The 13,397-nt window shown below is 59.1% G+C and carries 12 protein-coding genes; 3 read left to right on the top strand and 9 right to left on the bottom strand.

The annotated features are described in order from the left end of the window. Positions 1-106: 106 nt before the first annotated feature. The 3 genes from mbfA to FS804_RS08415 all read left to right on the top strand — a co-directional run bounded on the left by mbfA (position 107) and on the right by FS804_RS08415 (position 3,273). On the top strand, positions 107-1,090 hold the full coding sequence (gene mbfA, locus FS804_RS08425) for an iron exporter MbfA (RefSeq protein ID WP_063949482.1): 984 nt from the start codon (positions 107-109) through the stop codon (positions 1,088-1,090). A 154-nt stretch (positions 1,091-1,244) separates the two neighbouring features. Then, positions 1,245-2,288, top strand: coding sequence for an AbrB family transcriptional regulator (locus FS804_RS08420; RefSeq protein WP_144576146.1), 1,044 nt, complete (start codon positions 1,245-1,247; stop codon positions 2,286-2,288). Positions 2,289-2,361: 73 nt separating this feature from the next. After that, positions 2,362-3,273, top strand: coding sequence for an ABC transporter substrate-binding protein (locus FS804_RS08415; protein WP_144576145.1), 912 nt, complete (start codon positions 2,362-2,364; stop codon positions 3,271-3,273). 235 nt (positions 3,274-3,508) lie between these two features. On the opposite strand, the gene guaA is transcribed toward FS804_RS08415, so the two are convergent. From guaA to FS804_RS08370, 9 genes are all read right to left on the bottom strand, one after another. Next, complete coding sequence (gene guaA, locus FS804_RS08410) at positions 3,509-5,086, bottom strand: glutamine-hydrolyzing GMP synthase (protein ID WP_144576144.1); 1,578 nt, start codon at positions 5,084-5,086, stop codon at positions 3,509-3,511. A gap of 82 nt (positions 5,087-5,168) precedes the next feature. Next, complete coding sequence (locus tag FS804_RS08405) at positions 5,169-5,807, bottom strand: 5'-methylthioadenosine/S-adenosylhomocysteine nucleosidase (protein ID WP_063949486.1); 639 nt, start codon at positions 5,805-5,807, stop codon at positions 5,169-5,171. Beyond that, positions 5,804-6,253, bottom strand: a complete 450-nt coding sequence (locus FS804_RS08400) for a PaaI family thioesterase (protein WP_144576143.1) — start codon at positions 6,251-6,253, stop codon at positions 5,804-5,806. Before FS804_RS08400 ends, FS804_RS08405 begins: the two co-directional genes overlap by 4 nt. A gap of 80 nt (positions 6,254-6,333) precedes the next feature. Further along, on the bottom strand, positions 6,334-6,786 hold the full coding sequence (locus FS804_RS08395) for a TspO/MBR family protein (RefSeq protein WP_144576142.1): 453 nt from the start codon (positions 6,784-6,786) through the stop codon (positions 6,334-6,336). 51 nt (positions 6,787-6,837) lie between these two features. Further along, positions 6,838-7,932: a DUF1513 domain-containing protein gene (locus FS804_RS08390; RefSeq protein ID WP_144576141.1), complete on the bottom strand. Its 1,095-nt coding sequence runs from the start codon at positions 7,930-7,932 to the stop codon at positions 6,838-6,840. A gap of 4 nt (positions 7,933-7,936) precedes the next feature. After that, the gene (locus FS804_RS08385) at positions 7,937-9,058 is read right to left on the bottom strand and encodes an imelysin family protein (RefSeq protein ID WP_144576140.1); all 1,122 of its coding nucleotides are present in this window, start codon (positions 9,056-9,058) and stop codon (positions 7,937-7,939) included. Next, positions 9,058-10,581 (bottom strand): di-heme oxidoredictase family protein, encoded by a 1,524-nt coding sequence (locus tag FS804_RS08380; RefSeq protein WP_186376738.1) that lies wholly within the window; start codon positions 10,579-10,581, stop codon positions 9,058-9,060. The genes FS804_RS08385 and FS804_RS08380 overlap by 1 nt, the downstream gene beginning before the upstream one ends. Before the next feature lie 59 nt (positions 10,582-10,640). Beyond that, positions 10,641-11,918: an imelysin family protein gene (locus tag FS804_RS08375; protein ID WP_144576136.1), complete on the bottom strand. Its 1,278-nt coding sequence runs from the start codon at positions 11,916-11,918 to the stop codon at positions 10,641-10,643. A gap of 155 nt (positions 11,919-12,073) precedes the next feature. Further along, on the bottom strand, positions 12,074-13,363 hold the full coding sequence (locus FS804_RS08370) for an RsmB/NOP family class I SAM-dependent RNA methyltransferase (RefSeq protein WP_144576134.1): 1,290 nt from the start codon (positions 13,361-13,363) through the stop codon (positions 12,074-12,076). Between the last annotated feature and the right edge of the window lie 34 nt (positions 13,364-13,397).

The following is a 13,397-nucleotide window of genomic DNA, read 5'->3' as shown; positions in this document are numbered from 1 at the left end:
ACAACGCCGGCTGCAATGCGACTTATCGTCTTTTGGAATAATTCTAAAATGTCTTGATCCTGATATAAGTCAGATGTATTTAGAATTATTCTAAAGAGGTCCCGCAATGTTCCGTAGTCTTTTCTCTCTTTCCAAACGCCCCTTTTCCTCCCTGAGCGAGCAGGAGATTCTCGCGCTTGCCATCTCCTCCGAAGAGGATGATTCCCGGATCTACCGGTCCTATGCCGATCATCTTCGCGGCCAGTATCCGCAATCGGCCAAAGTCTTCGACGATATGGCAGAGGTCGAGCAGCAGCACCGGAATGTCCTGATCGACATGCATCGCGAGCGTTTTGGCGAGACGATACCGCTGATCCGCCGTGAACATGTGCGCGGTTTTTACGAACGCGCCCCGGATTGGCTGGTGAAGAACTTGTCGCTCGACAAGATCAGGGCCCAGGCGGAATTGATGGAAGCGCAGGCCATCCGGTTTTATGACGAAGCGGTCAAGCGTACGACCGACGCCTCGACGCGCAAGCTCCTCGGCGATCTGGCGGAGGCTGAACGGGGCCACGAAGATATTGCCCATATGCTGGAGGAAAAACACCTCGATGAAAACGGGCGGACGGAAGAGGAGGAAACCGCCAAGCGGCAGTTTCTCCTGACGTATATTCAGCCTGGTCTCGCCGGACTGATGGACGGCTCCGTCTCGACGCTGGCGCCGATCTTCGCGGCGGCATTCGCTACGCAGGATACATGGCAGACCTTCCTCATCGGTCTTTCCGCTTCCGTCGGTGCCGGTATCTCCATGGGCTTTACCGAAGCCGCCCACGATGATGGCAAGCTTTCAGGACGTGGATCGCCGCTGAAGCGGGGTCTTGCATCGGGCATTATGACGGCTGTCGGTGGCCTCGGTCATGCGTTGCCCTATCTCATTCCCCATTTCTGGACCGCAACAGCCATTGCAGCCATCGTCGTTTTTGTGGAACTCTGGGCCATCGCCTTCATCCAGAACCGTTTCATGGAAACACCCTTCCTGCGCGCGGTGTTTCAGGTCGTCCTCGGTGGCTCCCTGGTGCTCGCGGCCGGGATCATCATCGGTAACGGCTAATGAATTGAGAACGCGACGGCGTTTGATCCCTAACGCCGTTGCTTTTTATGAGACACGCGTGAAACCGGCTATTTCTCGCCCGGCAGGTTGACGCGGCGATGCGAAGCGTGTGCATCTGGTGTGGAGCTTTTCAAAGCAACCAACCAATGCCGCAATGATCATTAAGCCTGAATTTCACACTTTTGCGCTCACCGCCCTCGTTGGCAGCATCGGCGCCCTGCTTGCCAGCCTTCTCGGTGTTCCCGCCCCGTTTCTGTCGGGGCCGGCGCTTGCGGTGACGCTGACCGGCCTTGCTGGCGTGAAACTTGGAATTCCCGTCGCCATCCGCAACGCCTGTTTTGTCGTCGTCGGCATTTCCATGGGAACGAGCGTCACGCCTTCGGTGCTTGACGCCGCGAAGACATGGCCGCTGAGCTTCGTTGTCGTGCTCGTTGCCGTCGTCATCATGCTTTACGTGGCCTATTGGATATTGCATTACGGTTTCGGCTACGACCGGACGACCGCGATGCTCGGCGCCTCTCCCGGTCATCTCAGCTATATCATCAGCCTTGGCGCAGAAACGAAAAGCGACCTTGCCACCGTCAGCATCGTGCAAAGCGTGCGCGTGTTGGCGCTCACACTTTCGGTGCCGCTGATCGTCGAATATTTCGATCTCGTCAGTACCGAGCCCCTGCTGACGAAGCCGCCAATGGACCTTCTCACTCTCGGCCTCACCATTGTGGCCTCCCTGGTAACCGGCTGGCTTTTCCTGCGCTGGAAGTTCCCGGCGGCGCTGTTGCTGGGCGGCGTTGCGATTTCCATCAGCACGCACATTACCGGCCTCACCGAGGGCGGCGTGCCGACATGGCTCAGCCTGCCGGTCTATGTCCTGATTGGCTGCCTGATCGGCACACGCTTCTCCAACGTGTCGCTGCTGGAGGTGCGGAAAGGCTTCCTTGCGGGTTTCGTGGTTACCATTGCCGTCATGGTGATCGCCGGCAGCATCGCCTGGTTCATCGCATCTGTCACGGGCGTTCCCCTCAACGCCGTCATGATCGCTTATTCCCCCGGCGGCCTCGAAACAATGGCGGCGATGGCCGTCATGATGCATGCAGATACGGCCTATGTCGGCTCTCACCATGTGATCAGACTGTTATTTCTTTCGGTGCTGATGCCTCTTGTCATGGGCAAGGGGGCACGGACGCGAGATGGCGGCTGACCGTCTTTTCGTGTTCTGCCGGGGTTGCAGTGACAATTTCATCTGAAGGGCGTTGAGGTATGGAGAACCATGTATGAAACGCTTGATGATGTTGACAGCGGCAGGACTTGCGATTGCCTTTTCAGCTACCGTTGCGCACTGCCAAGTGGTGGTCTCGTCGAAGATTGATGAGGAGAGCGCCGTTCTCGGCAACATCATCCTCGCCGTCCTCAAGTATAACAAGATCGAAACCACCTATCGTCTTCGCCTTGGAACCACTCCAGTTCTACGCAAGGCGATGATCGCGGGAGAGATCGACATCTACCCCGAATATACCGGCAACGCCGCGTTCTTTTTTTCCAGGGCGGACGATCCGCTCTGGAAAGTCGCTTCGACAGCGTATGAGGAAGCGAAGAGACTGGATTATGACGCCAACAAGATCGTCTGGCTGACGCCATCCCCTGCGAACAGGGCTTGGGCAATTGCGTTGCGCAAGGATGTTGCCGACAAGAACGAGCTAAAGACGCTGTCCGACTTCGGCAGATTCGTCGTCGAGGGCGGAACAGTGGTTGTTGCGGCTTCATCGGAGTTCATTCATTCGGCCGCAGGATTACCGGCCTTTCAGACCGCATACGGCTTTACCCTGAAGTCTGATCAGCTGACCACTACTTCCGACGGGAATACTGCGTCCACCATTGCTGCGGCAGCAAACCGGACGGACAACGCCAATGCGGCAATGGTTCATGGCACGGATGGCTGCATCTCTCGTTCCGATCTTGTTGTGATGGAGGATGACAAGCACGCGCAATCGGTCTATCAACCCGCGCCGATCATTCGCGAAGACGTTCTAAAAAAACACCCTTACATTGAGCAATTTCTGAAGCCCGTTTTCGCTGCGCTTGACCTTAAAGCGTTGCAGGAACTGAACGCGCGCGTTGAGCTTGGCGGCGAATCGCCGAAAGAAGTAGCGATCGACTTCCTGATCAGGAATGGCTTCGTAAAGTGACACTTGCAAGGCGCGCGGGGAGCTTTCGCGATGCTCGGTGCATTGAAGTGATCTGCGACTGCCGTTTATGACCCTCGGCGGGCGTGTGCAATTGCGATCTTTCGGTGGCCTCAATCCCCAGATGTTCCACCTCGCCAATCAGAACAGAAACGCCGCGAACCAGTCGCGGCGTTGTCTCTAAAGCGAGGTTTGACGCTTCATATTGAGGGACCACATCAACCGTGTCGATGTAACCTTACTCCCACTCGATCGTGCCAGGCGGCTTGCTTGTCACATCGTAAACGACGCGGTTGATGCCGCGCACTTCGTTGATGATGCGGGTTGCCGCACGGCCGAGGAAATTCATGTCGTAGGGATAGAAATCGGCGGTCATGCCGTCTACCGAGGTCACTGCGCGCAGGGCGCAGACGAAGTCATACGTGCGATAGTCGCCCATAACGCCTACGGTCTGCACCGGCAGAAGCACGGCAAAGGCCTGCCAGATGGTGTCGTAGAGACCCGCCTTGCGGATCTCATCGAGATAAATCGCATCCGCCTTGCGCAGAATATCGAGCTTCTCGCGCGTGATCGCGCCGGGGCAGCGGATTGCAAGACCCGGACCGGGGAAGGGGTGGCGACCGATGAAGCTTTCCGGCAGGCCGAGTTCGCGGCCGAGCGCACGGACTTCGTCCTTGAAGAGCTCGCGCAGCGGTTCCACAAGCTGCATGTTCATGCGCTCGGGAAGGCCGCCGACATTGTGGTGGCTCTTGATGGTGACGGATGGGCCACCGGAAAAGGAAACACTTTCGATGACGTCGGGGTACAGCGTCCCCTGCGCCAGGAACTTTGGTGCACCCTTGCCATCTGCAGCGATCTTGGCCGCTTCGGCCTCGAACACTTCGATGAACAGGCGGCCGATCGTCTTGCGCTTTACCTCAGGATCGGAAACGCCAGAGAGTTCGCCGAGGAACAGGTCGGAAGCATCGACGTGAACGAGCGGAATATTGTAGTGGTCACGGAACATGCCGACGACCTGCTCGCTTTCGCCAAGCCGCATCAGGCCGTGGTCAACGTAAACGCAGGTCAGCTGATCGCCGATCGCCTCGTGGATCAGGATAGCTGCAACCGAGGAATCGACGCCGCCGGACAATGCACAGAGCACGCGACCGTTGCCGACCTGCTCGCGGATCTTGCGGATCATCTCGGCGCGATAGGCCGCCATCGTCCAGTCGGATTTGAGGCCGACGATCTTATGCACGAAGTTGGAGAGCAGCTTGCCGCCATCGGGCGTGTGCACCACTTCCGGGTGGAACATGGTGGAATAATAGTGCCGGGTCTCATCCGCTGCGATGGCGAAAGGCGCGTTCTCTGACGTCGCGATGACCTCGAAACCATCAGGCAGTTTCGTCACGCGGTCGCCATGGCTCATCCAGACGGGATAGCTCTTGCCCTGTTCCCAAAAACCGTCGAATAGCGGGCTTGCTTTCTTGATGTCGATATCTGCACGGCCAAATTCCGCCGCATGCCCACCTTCGACCACGCCGCCGAGCTGCGTGCAGAGAGTTTGCTGGCCATAGCAGATGCCAAGGATCGGAACCTTGCTGTCGAACACTGCCTGCGGTGCGCGCGGGCTGCCTTCCGCCGTAACCGATGCCGGGCCGCCAGAGAAGATTACGCCCTTCGGCTGAAGCTTCTCGAAAGCCTCTGCGGCGTTCTGAAACGGATGGATTTCGCAATAGACCCCGGCTTCGCGGATGCGGCGCGCAATCAGCTGCGTCACCTGGCTGCCGAAATCGATGATGAGAATGCTGTCGGGATGGGCTATCTGGGTCATGGCGAGCCTTTAAAGAAAATGACGGCTTTAGGCAACCCGCATGGGAGCGGCAATGGGCGGAAATTTGCGAAAATCGCAAGGTTTAAAGGGCGATCGAGCCGTCCTTGATGGCCCGCGACAGGCGCTCGACAACCTCCGCCAGCTTTTCATCGATGATATCAAGATATTCCGTCCAGTCATCGACATGCTTCACATCCGACTTGCCATCGGAAATGCCACGCAGAGCGACGAGCGGAACGCCGTAGCGCTGGCAGGCGCGCAAAACCGCAAACGTCTCCATGTCCACCATATCGGCGTCGACCAAACCGTAGGCGGCACCGGAAACAACGTTGGCGCCGGTGGAAAGCCTTGCCTCCGCAACATCGGGGATTCGCAGTGGTAATGGCACCTCGACTGGCAGGTCCAGAAACGGCGTACGCCCCTTCTCGAAACCGAAGGCGGACGCATCCATATCGCGGTAGGACACCGACACCGCCTGATAAATGCCCGTTTGCTCCAGGGTTCGCGACCCGGCAGAGCCGAGCGAGACGACAAGATCGGGCAGGTGATCCGCGGCATCGAGGCCGGCAAGAACCGACGTCACTGAACTTGCCGCTTCGACCGGGCCAACGCCGGTCATCAGTGGGGCAATCCGTGTCTGAAGGTGAGGGCCGTATTCGGCGGAAGCAGCCATGACGAAAAGAACGGATTTATCCGCGACATGCAAAAGCCGGTAGCTCATCCGGTAATGTCCTCACGCCCTTTCACCACCATCATGGTGCCCGTCATAGAGGCGATCAGCTTCGCGGGCCCATCTGACAGCGCGTAGGCGCGACCATCGGCAACGATCAGATTGTTGCCGGGCTTGATGATCTCACCACGAAACAGAAACCGCTCACCTCGCCCCGGCGACATGAGGTTCACCTTGAATTCGATTGTCAGGAGTGACGCCTCCGGCTCGATGATCGTGTAGGCGGCATAGGTGCAGGCTGTATCCAGACCGGCAGCAATAACGCCCGCATGCAGGATGCCGTGCTGCTGCGTCAGCTTATCGTGGAAGGGTAGCTCGATTTCCACCAGTCGGTGTTCGATCCGGCTGATCTCGGCATTGATCGCCTGAACGACACCTTGCCGTGCAAAGCTGCTTTCTATCCGCTGACGAAAATCGCCGGGATCCGTGATCTCCATGGCTTACCCTGCCTGCTTCTACCTGATCGCAAACTGACATGGTGCGCCGCGTCAGGCAAGGCAAGGGGAATAGCGGCTTTTTAGTTCAACACGACGATGCTGGCGTTCAAGGCAGTGGCAAAAGCGACCCACAGCGCGTAGGGCGCGAACAGCAGGCTCGACAGCCGGTCGCGGCTAAAAGTCAGAACCATGAAGGCGATGATGCAGATCAGCATGGGAATGATGATGACCAGTGCGCCGACCGGGCTTTGCATGCCGAAAAAGATGGGCGACCACAGGAAATTGAGGACCATCTGTGTGAACCAGAGGCGCATCCGCGTACCCGTGGGCCTTCTGATCCAGGTGCGCGCACCCGCGATGCCGATCAGCACGTAAAGCGTTGTCCAGACTGGACCAAAAATCCAGTTCGGTGGATTGAAGAAGGGCTTTTGCAGCGACTGGTACCATTCACCAGGCACATTGTTGACGCCGATGAGAGCTCCGATGGCGACAACGGCGACGATAAAAACAATGTAAACGGTGAGGTTTTTCATGACGCTTCCAATGCGCGGCCCATATTTTTGTTCCCAAGCCTTTTCAATATTTTAGCCCGCGATGCGCACGATATGCTGGTCCCACGCGACGTCGCTGCGAATGGTTCCGAAAAATCCATCATAGGAGGAAACCGCGATACCCTTGGCGGCGGGGGCCACGCCTGCAGCTTCGCGCAGGCTCGTCTCGGAAACGACACGACCGGATTTCGCATCGAGCATCACCGCGGCGTTGCCATTGGGCGAGGTGAGGCCCACCAGCCCTTCGTGTCTGTTGACCGCGATGGCCCCGACATAATTGGCAAGGCGTATCGTCGTTTCTTCCGGTAGATCAAGGAAGATTACATCCTCTCCCCTGGAGAAGTGGCCGACAAGCGGCGGACGATCGTTGCGCGGCCCCTCATATTGGCATGCGAACCAGATACGGCCATCGTCACCAAGATCGACATGGCGGGTGGAAAGCTGCCGTAGTTTTTCCGGCATAGCGTGTTTCTGGATCAACCGGCCCGTTGCGGCGTCCAGCAGCACGAGGGAAGGCTGCATCGCGTCGATATTGAGTTTCGTGCGGCCGAAATCCGGATGGGTTTCGATGCCGCCATTGGCGATCACGATCAGCCGACCATCATCGCTGACCGTCATATCGTGTGTGCCGATGCCGTGCGCGTCATATTCGCCGATGCGGGCAAAGCCGTTGCGTGCGTCATAAAGGCCGATAACACCGCGATTGCCATCGAAATCGTTTTCGCTGGCGTAGAGGATCGAACCATCCGGCGAGAACTGGCCGTGACCGTAGAAGTGGCGGTTCTCCGGCGTATGCATCACGACAGGTTCGCGCCGCCGCGTAGGGTCGAATGCCATGAAAAATGTGCCGGGACGGCGCGAAAAGGCCACAATCATGCCGGTCGCGTGGCTGGTCGCCATGCCATGGGCCCGAGCGGGAAGGGTGACCCGGTCGATGATCTCGCCCGCTTCGCTTACCGTTGCAATGCCGTAGGAGCCATCGCGGGCGCGGAAGGCGGAGGCAAAGACAGCGTCGGTTCTCTCCAGTGCATGGAGTGACCGTGGAGCAAGAGCAGCGAGAAAGGGAATACCCGCCGCCTTGATGAAGCTGCGCCGGTCTATCAGCAGCGGTCGACGATCCGGTGCCATCGGTTCAATCCCCGTCGGCGAAGGAGAAGCCGGAACTGAGGCCGATTGCCCCGCCATATTGGTCGTTCAGGCGGTAGATTAGATCTTTGCCATTGAGCAGCAGATAATCCACCTTAGCGCGCTGGTCGTCCTGATCCAGTGCCTTCTGCACATCCGTGTCGATGGTTCCGGCGACGCGGACCATCGATTTGGCGATGAAGTCGATGGAGTTGACGATGGAGCGCTGGTCGGGCGGCACGAGTTCGACCATATCCGCCGTGTGCAGCAGCGTCTGAACAGCTTTGATATTGGCGGAGATGCTCTTCCAGGTCAGGCCGGATCGCCAGTAAATGGCGGTTCGGGGAAAGATCGCCTTGTCCGGTCCCTTGTAGAAGGTTTCGATCCGCTGGTCGCGGATTGCCTCTGCGCCGTGCACGAGAATGCCGAGCAACCCGACGAGCGCCTCGCGCTCGTCGCGGAAGACGGGGTTGTCCGGTCCCGGCTGTGTCCAGTTTTTCTGTGCACCATCAGGCGCGTTCCAGCTGTCGGAAAGCTCTGTCGCCACATTGGCGATATTACCGGCGATGGCGGCGCCGAAGCGGCAGCGGAAGTCACCTTTCTTGTCGAGCAATTCTTCCGCGCCCGTGCCGTAAAGCACGAATTCCAGCGCGCCAAGCCCCTGTGCCGCGACGCTCTTGCCTTTCAGGCCATCGGCGGTGGTAACGCTTTCATCCTTTTCCGAAAGGTAACGCTGCACCTGCTTCAGGCCGAGACCCTTCTTGTCGGGGTAATAAAGCACGCGTTCGAAACGGTTCTTCTCGATGACAGGTCCAACCCGCACGATTTCGATGGTCGACCAGCTTGATACGGTATCGGCAAAAGACGCCTTGGCCGCTGTTTCCGTCACCGGGGAGGGAGCTTCGCAAAGGGCTTTCATGCTGCCCTCGAGTTTTTCCGCGGCCCCCCTGAAGTGGTCGTAGCCGGGGCGGATAAATCCATTCACGGCCTTTTCCATCACGCTGCGCACCTGCACAGGGTCAAGCGGCGGTGGTGGCAGCAGTTCCACATCCTGCGCCCTTGCCAGGGGCGCAGCAAAAAGCAGAAAAACGGACAGGACACTGGATAATTTTCGCATGGCAAGCTTCATCAAAGGGACTCCAGAAAGGCCAGCAAAGCCTGCCGGTCGGATTTTTGCAAGGCGGCGAAGGCGTCGCGCGCCGTCTGCCCTTCGCCACCGTGCCACAATATCGCTTCCGGCAGGCTGCGCGCCCTGCCATCGTGCAGGTAAAAGCCGTTACCGTTCACGCGCTGCGTCAAGCCGATACCCCAGAGCGGCTGGGTGCGCCAGTGCCGCCCGCTGGCTTCGCCCACCTGCTGACCATCGGCAAGATCCTCTCCCATGTCGTGCAACAGGAAATCCGAATAGGGCCAGATCAACTGAAAGGAATGCATGGGGTCGGCAGTATCGCGGCGGGTGACGAATTTCGGCGTGTGGCAGGCCGTGCAGCCGGACGTATAGAAAAGTTGCTTTCCGTGGAGGACGACCGGATCATCAACATCTCGGCGGCGAGGGACGGCGAGGTTTTCGGTGTAGAAAGTCACGAGATCGAGTATTGGATCGGGTGCTTCCACAGGCCCAAGCCGGGGTTGCACGCCCGTCGGCATGGCAAGACAGTTCTTCTGTGCAGAAGTGCAATCGCCATAGGCATTCGGCGCATCCGGCGTGGAAATGCCGATATCGTGGGAAAAGGCGCTGGCGCTCTGGTCGCGCACGCTGGCATTCTGCGCTTTCCAGCCAAACCGGCCAAGCTTCGTCTCGCCGGTGCGGTGATCCTTCACCCATGCTGGACGCCCGGAAATGCCGTTGCCATCTTTATCGTCAGGGTCGGCATTGGCCAGAATATCGGCCTGCCCAATCGCTTCGATGAGACCAAGCCCGAGCGTGGGCATGGCAATGCGCGCTGACAGCGTCGTGTCAGCGCCGAGGGGGCCATAACTCAAATCTTTAACGACGTAGGCAGGCTTGCGCAGCATTATCACTTCACCATCCGAAAGCTTGACCGGCGCTTCAGTGTAGGTGATGACCGGTTTGCCTTCGGCTGCGAGCCCCGGGATAGCCAGAGTCTGCAACTGCCGGCCATAGGTCTCATCGGGAAAATTCAGCACCTCATGGCGCGCAATCGCGGCCCGTTCCTCCTCGCTACGGGCGGGTCGCGCCAGACGCAAAAACAGCGAAACCGGGTCTTCGCCAGCCCGCGGCGGGTGGCCCCTGCCGTCATTCAGGTGGCAGGTCTGGCAGGATCGCGCGCTATAGAGAGGGCCGAGCCCATCCGAGGCCTGTGTGGAGGAGGGCGAAGAAACCCAAAGCTTCTGAAACAGCGCGTTGCCAAGCTTGAAATCCTGCTTTTGTTCGAAAGGCATCGTCGCGAACGGATGGGAAAATGCGGTTCCATCGGCCTTGCCGGTGCTGGTGGTCGCGCCGCCGGACATGGCCTCGAAGGGCTCCGGCCTCGTGAAATCGGTCGTCGGCGCAGTGACAGCCAGCACGCGGCTTCGGTCGTCCTCCGTCAGGTCGTCACGCAGCGGCGCGGCGAGCGTCACCGACGCCACCAGGCAGGCTGCCCCGGCGACGAAAAACGGCTTGCGGATCGGAGGCGGCGACATTTCCATGACGGTGGGAAAGCACATTTGGTAGGCGGGCCGCAATGGATTGCGGCCCGCCCGAATGATTATTTGAAGACGGTGGTCGGATTGTCCAGGCTGTCCGAACCCTCAAGCTGGATCTTGCCAAGATCGAGTGCCGCAATAACGCGTTCGACCGTCTTGGTCTGGTCGATCAGGCCATCAATGGCCGCCTGAACCACGGCGTTTCCTTCCTTGTTGCCTTCGCCGATCATCTGGTCGTAGGCCTCGACCGTCTGGGCACGCTTTTCCATCGCATGCATGGCGTCGAGCGTCTTGTTAAGCTTTGCCAGCATCTCGTCGTTCAGCGCTTTGTCCTTGGCACCGACGAGTTCCGACAGCGACGCACCGGTCATCTTGGTGCCGTCCACGCGGGTGTAGTCCCCCGTATAGGCGGCCGCGATGCCGATCGCGTCGTTGAGATGCGAATTATAGGTATTGTCGGAGAAGCAATCATGCTCCTCTTCCGGATCGTGCAGCAGCAGGCCAAGCTTCATGCGCTCGCCCGCAAGCTCACCATAGGAGAGTGAACCCATGCCGGTCAAAATGGCGGTGAGGCCCGCTTTCGGATCGGCTTCCACCGTCTTCGTCGCCTCACCCTCCGGTGCCCAGGCATCCACCATTTCCTGAAGATCCTTGATCAGGAGAGTGGAGGCTGATTTCAGGTAATCTGCACGGCGGTCACAATTACCATTCGTGCAATTCGCCTTGTCGTAATCGGTGTAAGGGCGGTTGCCGGCGCCCGGACCGGTGCCGTTCAGATCCTGACCCCAGAGCAGGAACTCGATGGCATGGTAACCGGTCGTCACATTGGCTTCGACGTCGCCCGCCTCGTGCAGGCTTTCGATCAGCTCCGGGGTGATCTTGGAGGCGTCGACGTCCTCACCGCTGATCTTGATCTTCGGATTGGCAATGATGTTGGCAACGTAGAGCTCGTTCTCGTCGCTTTCCGTACCGTAAGAGGGGTCGACATAATCGATCAGACCCTCATCCAGCGGCCAGGCGTTGACCTTGCCTTCCCAGGCATCGACAAGCGGATTGCCGAAACGATAGACTTCCGACTGCTGATAGGGAACGCGCGCCTTGATCCAGGCTTCGCGCGCGGCTTTGAGGGTCTCTTCGCTCGGCGTTGCGATCAGCGCGTCGATAGCCTTGTCGAGCGCCTTCGCGGTGGTCAGCGAATCCTCGTATTTGGCATGGGCCACATCCGCATAATGCTTGATCACGGCTGCGGCGTCGGTCGCTGCCCGTGCAGGCGGCGCGGTGAAGACCGCCGATGCGGCCAGAAGCGCGAAGGACGCGCTGAGAATTGTCTTGCGGATCATGAGCCCTCTCCTTCGGCAGACACGACATTACGTTGCGCTGCGGCAGGCGAGTTCTGACCCAATCACAAACTTGTGTCAAACATTCTAGTTTAGAACGCTTTGAAACAACGCCGCGTCGCGCTCCTCAACTAAAATCGCTGCGTGCAAAACCTGTTTTATGCTTCGCGTTTCATCACGCAGAAGAAGAATCCATCCGTATCTGTGGTTGCAGGCGTCAACGTTACTGTCTTGCCATCGGAAGAATGCGGTTTATTCGCTTTGCCGCCGAAAATCGTCTGCCAGCGCTCAATCGCGGACTCAATGGCAAATTCAGGGTTCTCCTCACAGAAGCGGCGCACCTGCTGTTCGTTTTCTTCCGGCAATACCGAACAGGTGACATAAAGCAGCTCGCCGCCCGGTCGCACGAAGCTCTTCGCCTGCGAAAGCGCCTCGCCCTGCTGCTGCACACGCTCTTCCAGATTGCGAGCCGTCAGCCGCCATTTTGTATCAGGGCGGCGGCGCCATGTTCCGGTGCCGGTGCAGGGGGCGTCGACCAGGACGCGGTCGAATTTTCCCTCGAACGGCGCAAGGCCGGAGGCGCGGTCATGCACCTGCACATTGCGTGTACCGGCCCGCTTCAGCCGCTCGATGATCGGTGCGAGCCGTTTGCGATCAGCATCGAAGGCGTGAACCTGGCCCTTGTTGTTCATGCTGGCCGCCATGGCCAGCGTCTTGCCGCCGCCGCCGGCGCAGAAGTCCAGGATCTGTTCGCCTTCATGGGCACTGGCAAGATCGGCGACGATCTGCGAACCTTCGTCCTGCACCTCGAACCAGCCCTTCTGGAAGGAAAGTTCGGCTGTCACGTTTGGCAGGCGGGAAGGCCCTGTGCCGGCCGGTATACGAACGCCCTGCCGGGCAATCTGCGTGGCTTCCGCGCCGCTCTCCTCCAGCGCCTTCAGCACCTTGTCGCGCGTTGCCTTCAGCGTGTTGGCGCGAAGATCAAGCGTGGGGCGCTCGTTCAGCGCCTGCGCCTCGGTGAGCCAGCGCTCTCCAAATGCCGTCTCAAAGGAAGTTTGCACCCATTCGGGAATATCGCCCTGAATATAGGCCGGCGCCTCGGTGAGCGAACGGGATAAGAACGCCTGCTGCTTTTCCGCATCGGGTGCGGCGGGGGCGAACTTGTCGCCTTCGAATTCCGCCGCGAGCGCCTCGAAGCTTTTGCCCCATTGCCGCAGCAAAACCGCGTAGGCGAGAGAGGAAGCGCTATCATCATCCATCAGCCAGGCGTGCGAGAGCTTCATGCGCAGCGCGTCATAGACGATGTTGCCGATGGCCGCCCTGTCGCCGGAACCAGCGAAACGATGGGCAAGGCCCCAATCCTTCAGAGCATCGGCGACGGGACGTCTGCGTCCCTCAATGTCCGCCAATACTTCGATCGCTCCGGCCAAACGTCCGCCTAAACGCATTGTCTACCTCGTTCTTCTGATAAGCCCGGTTGGT

The sequence above is a fragment of the Agrobacterium sp. DE0009 genome, assembly GCF_007680755.1.
GTDB lineage: Bacteria > Pseudomonadota > Alphaproteobacteria > Rhizobiales > Rhizobiaceae > Agrobacterium > Agrobacterium tumefaciens_B.
Note: the sequence above shows the minus strand (reverse complement) of the source record. Positions and strands in the feature narration are given on the sequence as shown.

What these genes read in the sequence shown, in the direction of transcription:
- mbfA (WP_063949482.1), top strand. Translation starts at nt 107, where the DNA reads ATGTTCCGTAGTCTTTTCTCTCTTTCCAAACGCCCCTTTTCCTCCCTG.
- FS804_RS08420 (WP_144576146.1), top strand. Translation starts at nt 1,245, where the DNA reads ATGATCATTAAGCCTGAATTTCACACTTTTGCGCTCACCGCCCTCGTT.
- FS804_RS08415 (WP_144576145.1), top strand. Translation starts at nt 2,362, where the DNA reads ATGAAACGCTTGATGATGTTGACAGCGGCAGGACTTGCGATTGCCTTT.
- guaA (WP_144576144.1), bottom strand. Translation starts at nt 5,086, where the DNA reads ATGACCCAGATAGCCCATCCCGACAGCATTCTCATCATCGATTTCGGC.
- FS804_RS08405 (WP_063949486.1), bottom strand. Translation starts at nt 5,807, where the DNA reads ATGAGCTACCGGCTTTTGCATGTCGCGGATAAATCCGTTCTTTTCGTC.
- FS804_RS08400 (WP_144576143.1), bottom strand. Translation starts at nt 6,253, where the DNA reads ATGGAGATCACGGATCCCGGCGATTTTCGTCAGCGGATAGAAAGCAGC.
- FS804_RS08395 (WP_144576142.1), bottom strand. Translation starts at nt 6,786, where the DNA reads ATGAAAAACCTCACCGTTTACATTGTTTTTATCGTCGCCGTTGTCGCC.
- FS804_RS08390 (WP_144576141.1), bottom strand. Translation starts at nt 7,932, where the DNA reads ATGGCACCGGATCGTCGACCGCTGCTGATAGACCGGCGCAGCTTCATC.
- FS804_RS08385 (WP_144576140.1), bottom strand. Translation starts at nt 9,058, where the DNA reads ATGAAGCTTGCCATGCGAAAATTATCCAGTGTCCTGTCCGTTTTTCTG.
- FS804_RS08380 (WP_186376738.1), bottom strand. Translation starts at nt 10,581, where the DNA reads ATGGAAATGTCGCCGCCTCCGATCCGCAAGCCGTTTTTCGTCGCCGGG.
- FS804_RS08375 (WP_144576136.1), bottom strand. Translation starts at nt 11,918, where the DNA reads ATGATCCGCAAGACAATTCTCAGCGCGTCCTTCGCGCTTCTGGCCGCA.
- FS804_RS08370 (WP_144576134.1), bottom strand. Translation starts at nt 13,363, where the DNA reads ATGCGTTTAGGCGGACGTTTGGCCGGAGCGATCGAAGTATTGGCGGAC.